Origin of the sequence: Flammeovirga aprica JL-4, assembly GCF_012844305.1 — a bacterium.
Lineage (GTDB): Bacteria > Bacteroidota > Bacteroidia > Cytophagales > Flammeovirgaceae > Flammeovirga > Flammeovirga aprica.
The window spans coordinates 1-22,197 of record NZ_JABANE010000083.1; the positions used below are offsets into that span (position 1 = coordinate 1).

10 protein-coding genes are annotated in these 22,197 nt (G+C 36.0%); 9 read left to right on the forward strand and 1 reads right to left on the reverse strand.

Features of this window, described 5'->3' with window-relative positions; translation table 11 throughout:
- Nucleotides 1-183: 183 nt before the first annotated feature.
- From HHU12_RS23795 to HHU12_RS23820, 6 genes are all read left to right on the forward strand, one after another.
- Nucleotides 184-2,151, forward strand: a complete 1,968-nt coding sequence (locus HHU12_RS23795; RefSeq protein WP_169659237.1) for a hypothetical protein — start codon at nucleotides 184-186, stop codon at nucleotides 2,149-2,151.
- A 117-nt stretch (nucleotides 2,152-2,268) separates the two neighbouring features.
- Complete coding sequence (locus HHU12_RS23800; RefSeq protein ID WP_169659238.1) at nucleotides 2,269-5,508, forward strand: InlB B-repeat-containing protein; 3,240 nt, start codon at nucleotides 2,269-2,271, stop codon at nucleotides 5,506-5,508.
- 143 nt (nucleotides 5,509-5,651) lie between these two features.
- Nucleotides 5,652-12,809 carry an InlB B-repeat-containing protein gene (locus HHU12_RS23805; RefSeq protein ID WP_169659239.1) on the forward strand — a complete coding sequence of 2,386 codons (7,158 nt, stop codon included), beginning with the start codon at nucleotides 5,652-5,654 and terminating at the stop codon, nucleotides 12,807-12,809.
- Nucleotides 12,809-14,152 (forward strand): sulfatase family protein, encoded by a 1,344-nt coding sequence (locus tag HHU12_RS23810; RefSeq protein ID WP_169659240.1) that lies wholly within the window; start codon nucleotides 12,809-12,811, stop codon nucleotides 14,150-14,152. The genes HHU12_RS23805 and HHU12_RS23810 overlap by 1 nt, the downstream gene beginning before the upstream one ends.
- A 472-nt stretch (nucleotides 14,153-14,624) precedes the next feature.
- Nucleotides 14,625-15,329, forward strand: coding sequence for a hypothetical protein (locus HHU12_RS23815; protein WP_169659241.1), 705 nt, complete (start codon nucleotides 14,625-14,627; stop codon nucleotides 15,327-15,329).
- A gap of 1 nt (nucleotide 15,330) precedes the next feature.
- Nucleotides 15,331-15,894, forward strand: coding sequence for a hypothetical protein (locus HHU12_RS23820; protein WP_169659242.1), 564 nt, complete (start codon nucleotides 15,331-15,333; stop codon nucleotides 15,892-15,894).
- A 172-nt stretch (nucleotides 15,895-16,066) separates the two neighbouring features.
- On the opposite strand, the gene HHU12_RS35710 is transcribed toward HHU12_RS23820, so the two are convergent.
- Nucleotides 16,067-16,195: a hypothetical protein gene (locus tag HHU12_RS35710; protein WP_262889426.1), complete on the reverse strand. Its 129-nt coding sequence runs from the start codon at nucleotides 16,193-16,195 to the stop codon at nucleotides 16,067-16,069.
- A gap of 211 nt (nucleotides 16,196-16,406) precedes the next feature.
- Here HHU12_RS35710 and HHU12_RS23825 point away from each other — a divergent pair, with 211 nt between their 5' ends.
- From HHU12_RS23825 to HHU12_RS23835, 3 genes are all read left to right on the forward strand, one after another.
- Nucleotides 16,407-19,004 carry a beta-mannosidase gene (locus HHU12_RS23825; protein WP_169659243.1) on the forward strand — a complete coding sequence of 866 codons (2,598 nt, stop codon included), beginning with the start codon at nucleotides 16,407-16,409 and terminating at the stop codon, nucleotides 19,002-19,004.
- A 68-nt stretch (nucleotides 19,005-19,072) separates the two neighbouring features.
- The gene (locus HHU12_RS23830) at nucleotides 19,073-20,827 is read left to right on the forward strand and encodes an arylsulfatase (RefSeq protein WP_169659244.1); all 1,755 of its coding nucleotides are present in this window, start codon (nucleotides 19,073-19,075) and stop codon (nucleotides 20,825-20,827) included.
- Nucleotides 20,828-20,832: 5 nt separating this feature from the next.
- Nucleotides 20,833-22,197 (forward strand): sulfatase family protein, encoded by a 1,365-nt coding sequence (locus tag HHU12_RS23835; RefSeq protein ID WP_169659245.1) that lies wholly within the window; start codon nucleotides 20,833-20,835, stop codon nucleotides 22,195-22,197.

A 22,197-nucleotide genomic window follows, 5' to 3' on the forward strand; every position in this document is an offset into this window, starting at 1 on the left:
CTATAACTTTTGTTTTACGACCCATAATTAGGGTATAAATATAGCTTATATTTTAATTTGTCTCAGTACTTACAGTGTATTTAAGAAAGGATAATCAATATTTCACCCTATCAATTTTAATATTTGTTCCCCTTTCATTAATTGTATTTGTGACACCTTTGAGTAAACAAAAACAAAGGCGTTATGAAATGGACTTTATCACAATTACTTTTTTGCTTACTATCATTTTTTCAGATTCAATTTTCTTTTGCTCAAACAGAACCTGAGTTAGAAAGTAGTGGTACACGATATGAAATTGACAGTTATGATGATTTATTATTTATCTCGCAGAATGATTCATGGTGGGATAAGAGTTTTATTGTGACCAATGCTATAGATGCTACTCCTTCAAGTTCTGGAGATCCTTTATTAGCGTTTTCTCCTATTGGAAATAGTACTGTTGCTTTTACAGGAAATTTTGATGGAGGTTCTGATGCCGGTCATGTCATTTCGAACTTGTATATCAGTCAGCCTGCCATGGATAATGTGGGCATGTTTGGTTACCTCAATAATAATGGTGCTGTAGTTAAAAAAGTAATCTTAGAAGACTTTTTTATTGAAGGGCAAAATAATGTGGGAGCCATTGCAGGATATATTGAAAAAGGAAATGCTATAAAGAAAATTGAGCTGAGAAAAGGGGCAGGGAATTATAGTGTTAATGTTAGAGGAGGAAATAATACAGGCGGTGTTGTAGGATATAATGAAAAAGGAAACATAGAGGATATCGTAGTTAGTGAGTTGACTATCGAACATACAATAGGTGTCTCAGCTCAGAACCTAGGAGGAATTGTAGGTCTAAATTCTAATAGTGCTACAGGGAAGAAAATCACCCGAATCACAATGAATGATGTTGTAATTACTACTGATAATAATAGAGTTGGAGGTGTGGTAGGTAAAACTACAAATGGGACAGATTTATCGGAAGTCGAGATAAATGGACTTACGATAAATGCGGTATCTCATGCTGGCGGTATTGTTGGGCAAAATAAAGCATCAACGGTGAGTACCATTACACTTGTAGGATTAGATATTATTGTCGATGATCAATATGCTGGCGGAATTGTAGGAAAAAATGATGAAGGAAGCACTATTGAAAAATCGGTGGTATCAGGAAAAATAAAGGGAAAAAGAAGAATAGGGGGAATTACTGGTGACAATAACTCATCAAGCAGTGTGAACATGTCCAATGCTTTTATTGAATTTACATTGCAAACGGATGCGACTCTAATAGGGGGAGTTGTAGGAGGAAATTATACTTCTGCTACAATTACTGAGTCTTATGCAGTGACAAAAGTGACCAACATTGAAAATCTACTATCAGGAGGAATAATTGGCGGAGTAACGGCAAATAATGGAAATCAAAATAACATTTCCGATACCTATTTTGATATCAGTGATGAATATATGGGCAATCTAGGAGAGCCTCTTTATGATGTCATCACCAATAATCAGACGGGTGTGCAAGGTTATGCAACTTCGTTATTTGAAGACATGGATAATTTTAATTTTACAGGGAATTGGGGAATCAGAGGTTCTGAGGCAGACCCTTATCAAAGACCTTACTTATTGGATATGGATGGGTTAGAATTGCCTGTAGAACTGATTGCATTTTTTGTAGAAGTAGAGAATGACGTAATTTCTGTAAATTGGACCACAGCTACTGAAGTTAATAATGATTATTTTGTTTTAGACTATTCTTATGATCGTAAAAAATGGGAGAAAGTAGCTGTAATCAATGGACACGGAAATAAGCAAACTCGAACACATTATAAGTATGAAGAGGCTCTTGATAATTATAGAAACGGAATAGTATTTTACCGATTAAAACAAGTTGATTTTGATGGGAAGTCTACTTACTACTATTTAGAAGTAAACTTAAATCACTCTACTCAAAATATAAAAATCTATCCCACAATTACAGATGATATTGTGACAGTAATCAGAACAGATAACCGTCCAATTCAAATCTTCAATCACGTAGGTAAAGATTATTCAACGCAAGTTGGAATAGATATAGACCAGAAATTAACGCAGTTATCACTCAGTAAACTTCCTGAAGGATGGTACATCATCAAAGTACATAATTCTGTAAAAAGAGTGTATAGGAGATAATTAGAGCTATCTTTTTAAGATATACCACCTCTTCAATTTAAGATATGACCTCTCAAACTGGTCGTGAACTCCCTAAATTTGTTAACGAAATGAAACCAACTTATAAACTCAAATGAAATGAAGAAATTTTTACTTTTTAACCTTATTATCCTTTTCAATACTTTTTTATCATGGTCTCAAATCAAGCCCGATCAAGGAGATGGATCTTTAGAGAGTCCTTTTATCGTATCAACTTTGGAACATTTAAAATGGATTTCTGAAGGAGATGGCGGAGAGGGTGATGGCACACGCTGGAAGTATAATTTTAAGCAGGTCAATGATATTGATGCAAATGCCACTTCAACCTGGAATTCAGGAGAAGGCTTTAGACCTATTGGATGGTTCAAATCAAGTTCTGATAAAAAGACTTTTAAAGGAGTTTACGATGGAAATGGTTTTGCAATTCATCATCTTGTGATCAATCGACCTAATGCAAATTATATTGGATTATTTGGTTATACGGAAAGTGGAACGATTAAGAATTTGACGTTGACAAATGTATCAATTACAGGTTCCCAATATACTGGAGCATTAGGAGGAAAGATTGATCTAGAAGGGATTGTTGAAAATGTAAAGGTGAGTGGTACTGTGACTGCATACAGACATTCAGGAGGAGTCTTCGGTGATATCAATAATAGTTCATCACTGAATTATGTTTTTTCTTCCGTGAATGTGATGAAAGGAGATTATACTGATGATAAAAACTTTGGAGGTATTGCTGGTAGAGTATATAATAAATCTATCATACAAAATACAATAAGCATTGGTAAAGTTGTAGGTATAGAAAATATTGGAGGAGTAATCGGAGTGGGGCATACTGATCCCTCAAGTAATAAAGTGATTACGATTACAAATGTGTATTGGGATAAAGAAACTTCAAATGTGACCACTGATGGGTATAGTGCCGAAACTGTAGGATTGAACACTGCTGATTTTTCAGATAATAATAATTTTACAGGTTTTGATTTTGAAGGAACATGGGGAATTGGAAAACTTACTGTTATTGATAATAACTTAAGACCTTATCTTCAAACTGATATTGCAAGTAACCTTTCTGTTGTAACCAATAGTAGTGATTTTGGAAGTGTTACGACTGAAGGTGACTTGTATATCGGTCAAACCATTACGTTAACTGCTGTTTCGAAAGAGGGGTATGTATTTGATAAATGGCTTGAAGATGATATCGAAAAAGGTACATCAACAACTTTAAGTTTTGAATTAGGTGCATCGCATACGATCGAAGCGATTTTTAAAGCGATTCCAACTTATACCATCACGGTATTGGCAGTTGAAAATGGCGTAATCAATCCCGGTACAGTTACCTTGGAAGAAGGAAGCGATCAAACATTTACGATAGAGGCAAATGCAGGTTATGAAATTTCAGATGTCACAGTAGATGGCGTTTCTCAAGGAGTAATAAAAAGTTATTCATTTGAAAACTTAAGTTCAAATCATACAATTGGAGCTACGTTCAGCTTAATTCCACCTACAACTTATACCATCACAGTATCAGATGTAGAAAATGGGTCCATTAATCCCGGTACAGTTATTTTGGAAGAAGGAAGCGATCAAACGTTTACGATAGAGGCAAATACAGGTTATGAAATCTCAGATGTTACAGTAGATGGCGTTTCTCAAGGCGTCATTGAAAGTTATTCATTTGAAAACTTAAGTTCAGATCACACGATTGGTGCCACTTTCACTTTAATTCCACCTACAACTTATACCATCACTGTGTTAGATGTAGAAAATGGCGTAATCAATCCTGGTACAGTTACCTTGGAAGAAGGCAGTGATCAAACATTTACGATAGAGGCAAATGCAGGTTATGAAATTTCAGATATCACAGTAGATGGTGTTTCTCAAGGCGTTATTGAAAGTTATTCCTTTGAAAACTTAAGTTCAGATCATACGATAGGTGCCACGTTTAGCTTAATTCCACCTACAACCTATACAATCACTGTATTAGAAGTAGAAAATGGGTCAATTACTCCCGGTACAGTTACTTTGGAAGAAGGGAGTGATCAAACGTTTACGATAGAGGCCGAAGCGGGTTATGAAATTTCAGATGTCACAGTAGATGGCGTTTCTCAAGGCGTCATTGAAAGTTATTCATTTGAAAACTTAAGTTCAGATCATACGATTGGAGCTACGTTCAGCTTAATTCCACCTACAACTTATACCATCACAGTATTAGAAGTAGAAAATGGAGCCATTAATCCCGGTACAATTACTTTGGAAGAAGGTAGTGCTCAAACGTTTACGATAGAGGCAAATGCAGGTTATGAAATATCAGATGTCACAGTAGATGGCGTTTCTCAAGACGTCATTGAAAGTTATTCCTTTGAAAACTTAAGTGCAGACCATACAATTGGAGCTACGTTTAGTTTAATTCCAGCTACAACTTATACCATCACTGTGTTAGATGTCGAAAATGGCACGGTCAATCCGGGTACAGTTACTTTGGAAGAAGGTAGTGCTCAAACGTTTACGATAGAGGCAAATGCAGGTTATGAAATCTCAGATGTCACAGTAGATGGCGTTTCTCAGGGCGTTATTGAAAGTTATTCCTTTGAAAACTTAAGTTCAGATCATACGATTGGTGCCACGTTTAGTTTAATTCCACCTACAACTTATACAATCACAGTATCAAATGTCGAAAATGGCACGATCAATCCGGGTACAGTTACTTTGGAAGAAGGCAGTGATCAGACATTTACAATCACGGCGGATGAAAATTATATGCTGTCTGATGTTTTGATAGATGGTGTTTCAGTTGGTCCATTGTCCTCTTATACTTTTACGGACTTGAAAGCCAATCACACTATTGAAGCAGAATTCAATAGAGTATATTGGATTAATGTCACAGAGACAACAGACGGAAGTGTTTCCCCTTCTTCAATGCAGGTGGTAGCAGGACAAAATCAAACATTTATTTTTACTCCTGATGAAGGTTATAGCATCGGTGAAGTGTTGATAAATGGAGAAAGCGTTGGGAGTGTTGAGAGTTATACTTTCAAAGAAGTGGAAGCGGATATGACGTTGGAAGTGTTATTTGAGCTGGATGAATTGCCTACTTCGGTAGGAGGATTAGATCAAGTGAAGATTCAATTAGCACCGAACCCTGTCGAAAATCAGTTACAAGTGAAAGGGATTCCAGCTAATACCGCAATTGCTGTTTATGATGTCATTGGAAACCTTGTTTACAAATCCACAACAACCTCAAAAGTACTTGAAATCAATTTCAGTTTGTTAAAGTCTGGCTTGTATATTCTTCAAGTTGAAAAAATAGGTAACTTTAAAGTTGTTAAACAGTAATTAAACTTCTGAAAGAACCATTTTTTAATATTTATCCTTCCTATTTAGAGATCTTACCCCCTCAGCAAAAATAGGAAGGGTGTACTTTTGAGGATATGATGGGTGAACTGAACATCGTATTGACTTTTTAATAAATGAATGAAATGAAACATATATTTTATCTGATATTCATCTGTTTGAACGTTACTGTTGCTGTAGGTCAAACCAAACCTGATAAAGGAGATGGTTCTGAGTTATATCCTTATTTTATTGAAAATACAGAACATTTAAGATGGATCAGTGAGGGAGATGGAGAAAGCAGTAGTTCGGATAGAATGAAAGCTTCCTATATCATGGTCAATAACATTGATCTATCTGCTTCATCAACTTGGAATGAAGGGTTGGGTTTTACACCAATTGGAGCCACTGAATCAACACCTTTTATCGGCAACTTTGATGGGAATGGAAAGAGAATTTCAAACCTTTTTATCAATAATCCAACTGTCAGGTACCAAGGATTATTTGGTTTTATAGATGATGGAAATGTACATCACTTAGAAGTTGAAAATGCTACAATAACAGGAGATCGTTTTTGTGGTGTGTTATCAGGTAAAATTACAAACAGTTCTACGGTGCATGATATCATCATTTCTGGAACTGTAAATGGCAATAGAGGAGTGGGTGGATTATCAGGTGAAATCAATTTCACTTCAGAGGTGCATCACATCATCTCATTTGCATCTGCAACTGTTCCTAATAATGAAAAAAATGTAGGAGGAATAGCAGGTGTCATCTATAATTCATCTTCTATCTCAGATACCTATGCTACAGGTGAAGTCTCTGGAGATAGCAATAAAGGAGGGATCACTGGTGCTGGTCATTACGCAAGTGGAAATCAATTAGTGAAGCTCAACAAAGTGTATTGGGATACAGAAACAACTACACAAACATCAAATGAATTGGTGGATGATGCATTATTTGGTTTGGAAACAGTTGATTTTGCGTCTAATGAAAAGTTTGATTGGGATTTTGAATCAACTTGGAATATAAAACTTAATGCAACATACGATAACATCAATCAACGACCTTACCTTAATTGGATGGGACTCAAAGTTGTGAAATTGATCAACTATGATACTGCTTTAGGTACAATCACAGGAGATGGGTATTACGCCCAAGGTGAAGAAGTGACTTTAAAAGTAGAGCCTGCAGAAAATGTAGAATTTGTACATTGGTTGATTGGGGATGAAGTCTATTCTACAGCAAAGGAAATCACAGTTACGGTAACGGAAGATCTATATATTCAACCTGTTTTTGAAGATCAGAAATTTAAAATCACAGAAGTATACACTGCTAGAGGAGGCGTTTTTACAACGGAAGGTGAAGCAGTAGCCAATATAATTTACGCTACTCAATTTGATGTAGTTGATTTAGTTGTTAGCCCTAATAAAGGTTATGAGTTGAAAGAGGTGAAAGTAAATGGTATTTCTCTGGGGATGGTAGAGCAATTTACACTATCAGAAATCAACGAGGACAAAGAGATAGAAGTGACTTTTGAACCTTATCAATATGCCATTCCAGAAGGGGAAGGCACAGAAGCCAATCCTTATAAAATTTCAAGTCTTGAAGAATTGCGTTGGTTATCACAAGGTGACACTACAACCACAATTGACGATAAAGCCCGTTTTGCTTCTTATTATCTTTTAGTCAATGACATCGATGCGTCCTCTACTGTAAATTGGAATAATGATAAAGGATTTTTACCAATAGGAACAGAATCAGAACCTTTTACGGGGACATTTTTAGGAAGCTTAAATGAAATCAACGGATTATCGATCCATAGAGAAAAACAAAATTATGTAGCCCTATTTGGTTACCTATCAGGAGCCACAATTACTAATCTTCAATTGAAAAAAGTAGCGATTACAGGAGCTAGATATACAGCCTCTCTTGCCGGAAAAGCGGTGAAATCATCTCAGATCAATACGGTGATCTCCGAAGGTAATGTTTTAGGGGAAAGACATGTAGGAGGTGTTTTTGGAGATCTTAATGATGCTTCCGTAGCAACCTTTATTATTTCAGGAGTCAATACATCAGTCATTGCCACGGAGAAAAATGTGGGAGGTATAACCGGTGTGATGTATAATAATGCTGTCCTTGATTTTTCTTATGCTTATGGATCTGTGAGTGGCGATAGTAATACAGGAGGTCTAGTTGGAGCAGGGCACAATAATCCAGATAATGCTAATGTGGTGACGGTGTCGAATAGTTATTGGGATAAAGAAACAACAACGCAAACAGTTTCTGCAGGATCTACAGAAGATTTTGGTATGCCGACTTCTCTTTTTAGTGAAATCTCAACTTTTCAAAACTGGGATTTTGAAAGCAAATGGAAAATGGCGCAATATGATGATTATGATGTAAATACGAGACCATTTTTCAAGGCGATTGGTTTATTGTCAGTAGCAATCCTCAATACAACTCCAGAGTATGGCAAAGTAGAAGGAGAGGGAGCATATCCTGAAAATTCTGAAGTGAAATTAATCGCTAATCCTGTTGAAGGTGTTGATTTTAAAGGATGGAAAAGTGGAGATGTTATTTTGAGTGAAGCCAAAGAATATACTTTTACATTACAAGAAAACACAATTATAGAGGCTGTTTTTGAGCCCATTTATTATACCGTAAAAGAAGTTCCTTCAGCACGAGGTTCCGTTCTTCAGGAAGAGATCGAAATGACGATTTTTGATATAAAAGAGTTCACCATCCTTCCGAATACAGGGTATGAGGTAATTGATGTAACCTTAAATGGAGAATCTATTGGTAGAGTACCAACAATCAAATTGGAAAAGGTAGCTACTGATACTGAAATTGAGGTAGCTTATGGACCTTATCAATATACAATTCCTGAAGGAGAAGGTTCTGCTGAAAACCCCTATAGAATCAGTACATTGGAGGAACTAAGATGGTTGTCACAAGGAGATACCACAACGGGAATAGGCAATGGCACAAGATGGTCTTATCATTATGAATTAATAGAAAACATTGATGCTTCAGCCACAAAAGTGTGGAATGCTGGACTCGGTTTTTCTCCTATCGGTGACGATGCTAAAAACTTTAAAGGAGTTTTTAATGGCAATAGCAACGTTATTACTGACCTTACAATCAACCGACCTACACAAACTAATATTGGACTTTTTGGGTATTCGTCTGGTGCCCAAATAAGTCAAATAGAAATTAGAAATGTGGCCTTTATAGGTCTAAGAAATGTGGGTGCTGTTATTGGAAAAGCTGATGCATCGACAGAGGTGAACAACATTATCGCTTCGGGAAGTGTTTATGGTGAAAGAGGAATTGGTGGACTATTTGGTGATATCAATAGTGAATCAAATGGTACATATCTAATTTCAGCGGTAGATGTATCAGTGTATGAAGGAGAGAAAAACGCAGGAGGTCTTGCAGGTACCATGTACAATAAAGTAACGATATCAAATGCTTATGCTTTTGGTAAAGTGAATGCATCAAGCAATGTTGGCGGACTGGTAGGAACAGGTCATTTTTCAAATGAAAATAACCTCTCCATCATTACTGATAGTTATTGGGACACAGAAACTACAACTCAAATGACTTCAGCAGGGGTGGAAGACACATTTGGATTACCTTCTGCTTCGTTTAGCGACCTTGAAAACTTAGGAAATTGGGCTGGAGATGATGCATGGGAAATCACTCAAAATGCAGATTATGATGAACTTCCAAGACCATATTTCAAATGGATGGGGCAATACACTGTCAATGTCAATAATGCAACACCTGAATTAGGCACAGTGGAAGGTGCTGGAAGTTATCCAAGAAATTCAGAAGTAACACTCAAAGCCTCACCTGTTGAGGGAGCTAACTTTATCCATTGGAAAAATGGTGATGAAGTGGTAAGTGAAAACAAGGAGTATACATTGACTTTAAATAATAATAAAAGTTTTATCGCAGTCTTTGAACCTATTCTCTACAAAGTAACAGCAATTTACTCCCCTAATGGTTCTGTTTTATCGGATACTGTTTGGATGGATGTGACCATGGACGAAGAATTTGAAATTATGGCCAATAGAGGCTATGAGGTAGATGAGGTGTTATTAAATGGTGTTTCAATTGGGAGAGTGCCAACTGTAAAAATTGAACAACCAACTTCAGATATCGAGATAGAAGTACTTTTCAAAACTTATAATTATACTATTCCTCAAGGAGAAGGAACATCAGGTAATCCTTATAAAATTACATCTTTGGAGGAATTAAGATGGTACTCTCAAGGAGACACCACAACAGGTATTGGCGATGGAACAAGGTGGTCTTCATATGTTTTATTGATGAATGATCTCGATGCCACTGCTACACAAGAGTGGAATGCAGGTCTCGGTTTCTTACCGATTGGTAATTCAGATAAGAATTTCACAGGATCCTTTGAAGGGAATTATAAAACCATTAAGAATCTATATATCAATAGACCAATATTAAGTAATACAGGATTTATTGGTTATGCTAATGGGGCAGAAATTAGACATCTGGAATTAGAAAATATACAAGTTACAGGTTTAAGAAATGTAGGTTCTGTAATAGGAAAAGCTGATAATAGTTCAAAAGTGACACACTTGCTTGTATCAGGTAAAGTGCACGGTGAAAGAGGAGTTGGAGGACTTTTCGGCGACTTCAATAGCAATTCTTATGGAGCAAATTTAATCTCTGGCGTAGACGTATCAGTCTATGAAGGAGAGAAAAATATCGGAGGTTTGTCGGGAACGATGTACAATAAATCATCCATAACTCACGCAATAGCATTTGGTGAAATCAGCGGTAGCAGTAATGTAGGAGGATTGGCAGGAACTGGTCATTTCAGTAATGAGAATAACCTAGTGACCATCACAGATAGCTATTGGGATATTGAAACAACAGGACAGACTACTTCGGCAGGATCAGAAGCCGTTTATGGTTTGCCAACAGTAGCATTTAGTGATGCTCAAAATTTTGAGAACTGGGATTTTGAAACTACCTATGAAATCACACAAGATGATGCTTATGGCACAGCATCAAGACCTTTCTTTAAATGGTTGAATCAGGTGAGTGTGATTGTCTTGAACGAAAATCCAATTTATGGAGAAATTATAGGAGACGGAGCATATTATATTGGTTCGGATGTTACTCTGAAGGCGGTACCTCACACAGGAACAACATTTGGTCATTGGAAAGTGAACGATGAAATAGTGAGCGAAGCCAAAGAATACACTTTTGAAGTAGATGAAGATGTTATTGTAGAGGCTGTATTTATTCCTTCAATTTATCAAGTTGATGTTCTTCCTTCAACGCAAGGAGTGATCACACCAGAATCGGTGAGCATGACTTATTTTGACACACAGGAATTTACAATCACACCAAACATTGGTTATGAAGTTGAAGATATAAAAATCAATGGCCAATCGTTAGGAAGCCTTCCTTCTTTCACTTTAGAAAAAGTAGAGGAGGATAAACAAATTGAAGTCCTTTTTAAAGCTTTCGATTATGAAATACCTCAAGGTGACGGTTCAAAAGAAAACCCTTATTTAATATCGACGCTAAAAGAGTTACGTTGGTTTGCTGAGGGAAGTGCTTCTTCAGAAATTGATGATAAAACAAGATGGAACTCATATGTTGAATTAATCAATAATATTGAGGCTGAAGAAACAAAAGATTGGAATGCAGGATTAGGTTTTAGACCTATTGGCAACTCAACCAACAATTTCAAAGGGCATTTCAATGGTAATGGTTATAAAATCAAAAACCTTACAATTCACCGTCCAAAAGAAAGAAATATTGGTTTGATTGGTTTTGCATCTTCAGGAGCAACAGTTGAAAACGTTCAAATGTTAGAGGTTGATTTTACAGGAGAAAGGTTTATAGGAGCCATAGTAGGCCGTACTGATAGTGTATTGGTTTCCAAGATTTCTGCCACAGGAAAAGTTCACGGAGAGCGTTTTATTGGAGGTCTTTTAGGGGATCTTAGTAAAAAGAGTCAATTGGAAAAATCAATCTCTTTTGTAAATGCTAGTGCAGTAGAAGGAGAAAGAAATGTAGGTGGTCTTGTTGGAGCAATTTATAATGAATCAATCATTGATAGATGTTATGCGGTAGGGGAAGTTACTGGTGCATCTTCAACAGGAGGTCTGATAGGAACAGGACATACGGAAGGAACTGTAGTTTCAAATTCTTATTGGGATTTAGAAACCACGGGTCAAAATAGTTCTCATATTCAAGGAAGCAACGGTGCAATCACTACAGGTCTGTTTTCTAATGCTGATACGTTTGAAGGCTGGGATTTTGAAAATGAATGGACAATTGCTATTGAAAATGATTATGACATGCATCCTCGTCCTTATTTCTCAGGAATAGAAAAACGTTCTGTAACAGCTTCCAATAATAAACCAAAATGGGGTACACAAGAAGGAAGCGGACGTTATGCAATCGGTGAAACCGTAAAACTGTCAGCTTTACCAAATGGAGGTCACTTCTTTATTGAATGGCAATTGAATGGCGTTTATTATAGTGATAGTCAGAATATAAAAGTGGAAGTAGGAGAAAGTGATACAGAATACGTAGCTATTTATGGTGCAGAAGAACATTTTATTTATGTTACCCAAACAGCAAACGGAACGATTTCACCAGAAACCTCAATGGTCTACCATCATGATGACATCACTTTCACTATCATACCTGACGAGGGTTTTGATGTAGATTACTTGATCGTTGATAACGACACCTTGGAAGGGGCAATGACTTATACTTTTGAAGAAGTAAAGCAAAGCTATGATTTCACAGCCGTTTTCAAAGTGTATGAACCTCAAATATTCTTGATCCCAGCTTTGGCAGGGGATAACGGAAGTATCGAACCTCAACTCGCAGAAGTGGAAGAAGGAATGGATTTTACATTCGAAATTATTCCTGATTCAGGTTACGAAGTAGAACAGGTTTTTGTAGATGGAGATTCAGTAGGAGCGATGACCAATTTCACTTTCACAGATGTATGGGAACACAGAACAATATCGGCCATTTTCAAGAAAAGTACAGTGACTGATATTGAAGACAATCAAGCCCATCTGAAAGTATACCCTAATCCTTTTGAGGATCAAATCACTATTGAATTAAGCAAAGCCTCAAACATCAAAGTGGTGGACTTAATGGGGAAAGTCATCTTACAAAAAGAACTAACACAACCGAAAAACAGGATTGCGCTTCACGGCATCCCAAGCGGTATTTATATACTACTTATTGACGATTTAAAGCATATTAAAATTAAGAAAAGATAATGGTTTTAAGATTAAGATTTTTAGCACTACTATTATTCGGTGCATTAAGTGTGACTGCACAGAATAAACCCAATTTTTTAATCATCGTAGCAGATGATTTGGGTTATGGAGATTTAACTTGCTATGGAGCAAAAGACATCCAATCTCCAACCATCGACAAAATAGCAAATGAGGGAGCATTGTTTACCAACTTCCATACTACCTCATCTGTTTGCTCTCCATCAAGAGCTTCAATGTACACTGGTAAATACCCTGATTTAGTAGGTGTACCAGGAGTAGTAAGAGCAAATCCAGCGAACAGTTATGGCTTCTTTGATCCAAAAGCGACAACGATCATGGACGTAATGAAAGCAAACGATTACAGCACAGCGTTAATCGGAAAGTGGCACCTTGGTCATGAAGCTCCCAACTTACCAAACAATAGAGGTTTTGAGTTTTTCCATGGCTGGCTAGTAGGGATGACGGATTACTATGAGCATGTTCGTTATAATGAAAATTGGATGAGAAAAAATGAGGAGAAAATTGAGCCTGAAGGACACTGTACAGACCTTTTCACAGACTGGACTTTAGATTATTTAGACACGAAAAAGAACGACCCTTTCTGCCTTTTCTTAACCTATACAGCACCTCACTCACCGCTTCAACCTCCAGCAGAATACTATGAAAAAGTAAAAGCAAGAGAGAAAGGCATCAGTGATAAAAGAGCAAAATATGTAGCCTTAGTAGAACATATGGATGATCAAATTGCAAGAGTCATCAAAAAACTAGAAGACAACAAACAGCTGGACAACACAGTCATCATGTTTGTATCGGATAATGGAGGAGCAGAAAATCACGGAGCAGATAATGGCGTATTAAGTGGCCAAAAAGGAGACTTATTAGAAGGTGGTTTAAGAGTGCCATTCATTATCCGTTGGGGTGATAAAATCAAAAAAGGTCAAGTAACAGATCACTATATGTCTGTAACTGATTTCTTCCCAACCATGACAAGTATGGCAGGCATCAACTACGAAGGTGATTTATCAGGCATTGATCAAACGAAATTCTTATTAAAAGGAGAAATTGAAAAAGCCGACAGAACAGACATCGGTGTCCGCAGAGGAAACAGAAGCGATTGCGTAGACGGCACAGTATTCTATAGCGTTCAGAAAAACGGATGGAAATACATGCAAAATTCAGCCTGCCAACCTTTTGTATTCTACGATATGAAAAAAGACATGAAGGAGCAAAATCCAATTCCAGCAGATAAGCTTCCTAAGAAAAAGAAAAACTTCGATAAAATATTGAAGAAACATATCATCGAAACTGGTGGTGTATCATGGAAGAATAATTTAATAGAATAAAGTAATATTTATTAGTAAGTAAACATCGGAAAGAACCTTCATAGATATGGGGGTTCTTTTTCTTTGCATATAAATTTCAAAATTTGACTCTATAACAACTAGTAAATACCAATGAAGTAAGCTGGTCATAAATGAGCAGTAGTATTTCATAATAAATTTTATATTTGTATAGCAAACAATATTCAACGAAATCCAAACAATAAGTAAACTATGACTTTTATATTCTTCATTCTAGCCTTAATCATGGCATATACCGTAATCTCCCGTATTAAAGGGAAATCAAATCAAAATGAAAACAGAGGTACTGGGTATTTTAAGAGGAGGTATCGATAAAAACACCACTGGCGCAAGTGTTAAGCCGAAGGCGTCACTTGTGTCTAACATTGAAAGAAGTCTCCCGACTTCCGTTTCTTAGAAATATATTTGATAAGATATTGGAAAGGGTAAATTATAAAATAGAATTAAATTGATTATGTATAAGTTAAAGAAAAAGATTCATCATGATAATTCTGAAGTAAAGGCTTATGGATCTTTATCTGGGAGTTCTGTTATAGGGAAAGAATTATTTTATGGAAGCTGTAAAGAAAGTAAAGGGAATAAGTTTCTATCTGGTAATATTAACTTTAATTATATTACACCCTTTTTAATCTCAGATTTTGATAACAGAGAAATATTATTATCAGATTATACAAAATTGGAGTGGGGACCTGATAAATGTAATATTTTTATTTTTTCAGAAAAATTATATGATATTATTGTAAGGTTTAATTTAATTGAGCACAGAATATTTGATGGTAAAGTTTTACTTGGTGAGGATTTAATTGATGTTAAGTGTTTGCAATTTTTAAGTGGCTCAATTGAGAATTACTTTGATTTTAAATATTCGACATTTAAAGTAACTAACTTAGACAATATTAATAAGTGTAATATTAAAAATTCTCACCAAACTTTAAATGAACTATTATCTGAATATTCAAAAAAGTATGACGATTTTTTTATGTGGGAATTTGATAGGTCAATCATGAAGCCAAGCTTTAGAAAAATAGATATGTTTTACAATGGTGGAAATGAATTTTATATAAGTGAACGTCTTAAGAATGCACTAGAATCTGCAACCTTAGAGAGTTTACAAATAACAGAATGCCCCATCAATTTCGAATATTCAGACGAACAATAGAATGCCGATTACATTAGATATAGTTCCATTAAAACCCTTAGTAGGTTCATTTTGGCGAGATTTTGCAAAATGTTATCAACGTGTTTATAATGATGCTACTTTAATTAAAGAAAGAAGAATAGAATTTATGAAGCAAACTCAAAAGTGGGATGAGGATATCAAAATAGAAAGTAATCAGCACTTGATGGTGAAAAACTATCATATTCCTATCCGAATACAAATAATAAGATATAAGGGAGCACCAGAAATTTCTCATTTATATTGGTTAGATACAACAGATCTAGGACATGCAACATGGGAGGACTTAGAAGTATTTTGTGAAACTTGGAAAACACATGAAACCATCATAAAAATTTCAACAGGAGACATAAATAAATTTGAAGGAAAGAAAGTATTTGTAGCTCTATTAATTACCTTTTTAGAATTATTTGATGGTTATTTAAGAGTGCCAATACTAGATGTTGATCAAAACTTTTGGAAGCATTTTGTACCAAATACCTCAGCAGGCTATTTCAAAAAAGATTATTTGGAAGAGATGTATATGGATTTACTTCAAAGTAATTAAAACTAAAAAATGATTGCTTTTCTATTTCAAATGTTAATTAGTGAATACTTCAGCCCAAAAGTGCAAGTGTTAAGCTTTAGGAATTCGATATTTCCCTCTGAATTTTTCTGTCATAATAGTTAGCTTAAATCGTTTATGAATCTGCAGATTTTTAAATCTATCAAAATATCAATTAAAATGCTACTACCTCCTGTAGAGCCACAATGCCTTGTGGCTCACGGACCACTTCAAAAGCCATATCAAGAACCATTAAATAACCATATCCTAATTTCAATTCCACATCCAGTACCCAAATCTTCAAAACCACAACCCCATTTATAAAAACCACGCACACACTATCAAAAACAACGATTTTGCAAGATATATACCCTTCTGTTTTCAATATATATACCCCTTAAGCAGGAATTATTAAGCGTAAATTTGTAACATGTTCAAAGGCGATATAGACGCCGGCCTAATGAAAGGGGAACATTATTGAAATGAAATTTTTTGAAATAATAATAGAACTGTTTATGTGTAATTCAATCAAAAGACTTTTACTGTTCAGCATCGTGGCATTATGCTATGGGACAGTTTCTTTAGCCCAGGTCGACCAATTTATTATTAATAAAGGTTGGGAGTTTAAACAAGCAGATAAAAACGAATGGTTATCAGCTACCGTTCCAGGATGTGTGCATACGGACTTATTGGATCATAAGAAAATTGAAGATCCTTACTTTGGTACTAACGAAAAGAAAGTACAGTGGGTAGATAAGAAGGATTGGGTTTACAAAACTACTTTTAAGGTAAACGATTTAAACAAGCAAAAACAAGAATTGGTTTTTGAAGGATTGGATACTTACGCTGATGTGTACTTAAACGGAGAGAAAATCTTAACAGCGGATAACATGTTTAGAAGCTGGACTATTGATGTAACTAAGGGATTAAAAAAAGGAGAGAACGAATTGAAAGTTTATTTCCATAGTCCAATCAAAATGGCGACGCCACTTTGGGATGAAGTAGGTTATCCTTTATACGCCATCAATGACGATTCAAAAACTGGTAATACAGGTGATAGAAAATTGTCAGTGATGACTCGTAAAGCGGGGTATCACTACGGATGGGACTGGGGTCCGCGTTTGGTGACTTCAGGTATCTATAGAAATATTTATTTGAAGTCATGGAATAAAGTGACAGTTGATAATATCCGTTATCAACAAAAGAATGTATCAGAAAAAAATGTGGACATCTTGACTACAGTAAATTTAAATGTAGTGGAGAATGCGAATGTGACGATTGATGTGTTGGATGCAAAGTCAGGTAAGAAATATGCATCACAAGAGGTAAAGGTTTCTGCAAATGATAAATTAACCACTTTGAAGTTCAATATTAAGAAGCCAAAATTATGGTGGTCTAATGGTTTAGGTGAGCAAAACCTTTACCCAATCAAATTAGTGGTAAGAGAAGGTGATAAAGTTTTGGATGAAAATACGCAGAATATCGGTATTAGAACGATCAACTTAATCACTGAAAAAGACGATATCGGTGAATCTTTCAAAATCAGATTGAATGGTATTGATGTATTCATGAAAGGAACAAACTACATCCCTGGTGATATGTTCTTGACGGAAGTTTCTGACGAGAAAATGGAAGAAACAATCAAAGCTTGTGCAGATGCAAACATGAACATGATCCGTGTTTGGGGTGGTGGTACTTACGAAAAAGACCTTTTCTATGACCTTTGCGATAAGTACGGTTTGATCGTTTGGCAAGACTTTATGTTTGCTTGTAGCTTGTATCCTGGCGATGAAAACTTTGTAGCCAATGTAAAAGCTGAAGTAAAAGAAAATGTGATCCGTTTGAGAAATCACGCTTCAGTAGGTATGTGGTGCGGTAACAACGAGATTGAGTGGGCATGGTTTGGATGGGGAATCCAAAAGCAGATGAAATGGTCTGAAGCGGATTCTACAAAAATCATCAACGATTACTTCAGATTATTTACTGAGGAAATTCCAAATACTTTACATGAGTACGACGACAAAGATTACTGGGCATCTTCTCCTTACTTCAGAAAATACGGTGATCACTTAGAAACAAAAGGAGACAGACACTTATGGGATGTTTGGAAAGGACCTAAATCATGGGATTACTACAAATCACACGTGCCAAGATTTATGAGTGAGTACGGTTATCAGTCTTACCCTGAGGTAGAAACAATGCAGAAATATGTGACAAAAGAAGATCTTTCACTTTGGTCACCTGGCATGAGAAACCATCAGAAAGCGAAATACGGTAACAAACGTATCATGAAAAATGTGACGAAAGAGTTTGCTGTAGATGGTAATAATTTTGAGAAAGTAGTTTATGCTTCTCAATTGTACCAAGCCTATGACTTACAGTTTGCAATTGAAACGCACCGTAGAAAAATGCCTCACTGTATGGGATCATTATACTGGCAAGTAAATGACTGTTGGCCAGTAGCTTCATGGGCAAGTATTGATTATGAAGGAAAATGGAAAGCATCACATTATGCAGTAAGAGATGCTTACAAGGATGTGATCACTTCAGTATCATTAGACGAAGCACAATTTAATGTTTATATCGTATCAGATTTGTTGAAAGCTGAAAAAGCGAAACTAAAAGTAGATGTGTTGAACTTGAACGGTCAAGTGGTGAAATCAGAAATGATGGATGTGACTATTGATCCAAATACTTCTAAAATGTATTATCAATTCCCATTGACCGAACTAGCAATTGACAAAAAGGAATTAGTAGTGGTGACTACGCTAATTCAAAAAGGTAAAAAAATAGACCAAAACGAATTCTTTGCTGCGAGAAATAAAGATCTAACGCTCTCGACAGACTATCAATTAGAGAAAAAAGTAATTGCCCAAAATGATGGTTCTTACGTCATCGAATTATCTACTGACAAAGTACTTAGAGGGGTGAAGATTACTTCATCTGTTGAGTATGGAACTTGGACGGACAACTACTTTGACCTCGTACCAGGAGAAACTAAAAAAATAGTGTGGCAACCAACAGCTCCAAGTACTGAAAAGGTTGAGTTTAGTGTTCAGACATTAAATAAAATCCTAAAGGATCAACCTGCTGAAGTACTCAGCCAACTTTAATCTTTAACTGCAGGATAGGTAGTGTGTGTGACTACTTTACTACCTATCCTTTTACAAATTCTATCGAAATGAAAGTTCTTAATCTTATATATATCTTTTTACTCTTTGGTTTGACCGCCTTTGGTCAGCAAAAACCAAATGTCGTAATGATCCTTACAGATGATCAGGGTTATGGTGACTTAGGAGTAACAGGAAACCCTCATATTTCTACACCTAACATTGATCAATTTGCAAAGGAAAATGTAACTTTAGATCACTTTTTGGTAAATGCAGTTTGTGCCCCGACAAGAGCAAGTTTATTAACTGGTAGATACAATTTGGCTACTGGTGTAAACTGGGTAACAAGACGTAAGGAAGTAATGAATGCTGATGAAGTGACATTGGCTGAATTATTTAAAAGTAATAACTACCAGACAGGTTTATTTGGAAAGTGGCACAATGGATCTACTTATCCTCATAATCCAGTAGGACAAGGTTTTGATACATTTTTTGGTTTCTGTTCAGGTCACTGGAACAACTATTTTGATACTGAATTAGAAAATGAAAAAGGAGAGTATGAAAAAACAGAAGGCTATATCACAGATGTATTGACAGATAGAGCAATTCAATTTATTGAGAAAAATAAAGACGAAAACTTCTTTTGTTTTATCCCTTACAACGCACCGCACGCTCCATTCCAAGTAGGAGATGAGTATTACAGTAAGTACGAGAAAATGGGGTTGGATGAAAGAACGGCAGCTGTTTACGGTATGTGTGAAAATATTGATGATAACGTGGGTCGTTTGATCGCAAAGCTGAAAGATTTAGGATTATATGAAAATACAATCTTCATTTATACTACTGATAACGGCCCTAATGGAGAGCGTTACAATGCGGAGATGAGAGGTAAAAAAGCCACAGTTCATGAAGGTGGCGTAAGAGTTCCTCTCTTTATCAAAGCACCTGGTATGAAGAAAGAAAAAGTAGAACAATTGACAGCGCATATTGATATTTTCCCTACACTTGCAGAACTTTGTAGCATTTCAGTGCCAGATACTTTAGAAATTCATGGTAAAAGTCTTGTGCCTTTGATGAAAGGAAAAGATAAAAACTGGGAGGATAGAATCATTTATACGCACAATCAGCCTTGGCATTTTGAAGAAGCACCTGCAGGAGCAGTGAGAAATGAGCAATACAGATTGGTGATGAGTAAGGAAAACGATACTACACTCTACAATATGAACATTGATCCTTCTCAACTGAATGACTTAAGTAAATCGAAGCCAGAAGTAGTAAAAGAAATGACTGCTGATTATCATAACTGGTTTATGGATATGACCAATGGAGGAAAAGAACCTTTGGCAGAGAAAATTCAAGTTGGACATAAAGAAGCTCCAAAAACGGTGTTAGCCGCTGTCGACGGAACGACTAGAAATAAAGTAAGATATGAAGGGAAAGGGTGGTCAAATGACTGGGTGAAGAACTTCAAAAATAAGAAAGGTGTCATTCAATGGGATATCAAAGTAGTGGAAGATGGCGACTATAACTTTGATATGTTATATAGCTGTTCTGAAGCGTTTGTTGGGTTTAAATTGATGATTGAAGTAGGAGACAAGATCATTACAAAACAAATTCAACAAGCCTTCAAAACACAGCAGATTGAAAGTCCTGATAGAGAGGAGCGTACTGAGGTACACGAATTTACCTGGGGCGATATGAAAATGGGGAAAATTCACCTTAAAAAAGGAAAATATAAAGTGAAGGTCAGAGTAAGCAATGATATTAATCCAGCAAACGACTTCAGATTGAAAGAAATTGTAATTAACAGCACACAACAATCATAATTGAAATGAAATTAAAGCACTTAATCATATTATCAAGCTTGCTGTTGGGACTCAACCTCTCAATGCAAGCTCAAAATAAACAAAAACCCAATGTCATCATTATCTATATGGATGATATGGGATATGCAGATTTGAGTTGTTACGATGGCTCGCTGAACGAGACGCCGACCATGGATAAAATGGCGGAGCAAGGTACAAAGATGACCAATCTCTATGCAGGATCGAACATCTGTTCACCTTCAAGAGCATCACTATTGACAGGGATGTATCCTCCAAGAGCGGGTGTGCCAAGAGTATATTTGAATACACCTAAAGGCTTGAATTACGAGTTGACAACTTTAGCTGAATTATTGAAAGACAATGGGTATGCAACAGCACTAGTTGGGAAATGGCACTTAGGTTTTCATGATGAATACCTTCCATTAAATCATGGCTTTGATATGTTTTATGGATTACCGCATTCACATGACTTAAAAATCAATGGTGAATTACCTTTCTATGAAAATGAAAAAATCTTAGAAATGAATCCTGATCCTGCTCAATTGACCACTCGTTATACTGAAAAAGCAGTCGAATATATAAAAGCTAAGAAAGATGAACCATTTTTCTTATATTTGGCTCACAACATGCCGCATACGCCATTAGCTGTATCTGACAAACACAAAGGAAAATCTAAGAATGGTTTATACGGTGATGTAATTATGGAAATTGACTGGTCTGTAAGTCAAGTTCTTAAAGCGGTGAAAGAGCAAGGTATAGAAGATAACACGCTGATCATCGTTTCATCTGACAATGGTCCATCTTTGAAGCAAGGGGATCATGCAGGAAATGCAGGTATTTTTAGAGAAGGCAAAGGAACTACTTTTGAAGGTGGTCATAGAGTCCCAGGAATTTTTTACATGCCTGGCACAGTGAAATCACAGCAAATCGATGAAATGGTTTCACAAATTGATATTTACCCTACAATTGCATCGATGATTGGTGCTGATTTACCCGATTATAAAATTGATGGTGTAAATATTTTACAAACATTGAAAGAAGGAGCGAAGTCGCCAAGAAATGAATTTTTCTACTTCCAAGGTAAAAATGTGGAAGCCTACAGAAAAGGTGATTTCAAAGTTCATAAGCCTCATAAATATAGAAGTTCGCATCCAGAGAAAGTAGTAATAAATGCAGAGTCTGGTAAATTAAAAGTATTTTCTAAAGAGTTGGGCGCTTCTGTTTTTGACCTTGCAAACGACCCAAGTGAATCAAAAAACATTAAATCAAGCAAGGAAGAGTTGTACAATAAGTACATCAACAGAATGAAGTCTTTCAATAAAAAATTGAAGGCCAACAAGTTTCAACCTGAAATGAAAGAGACTAAATAA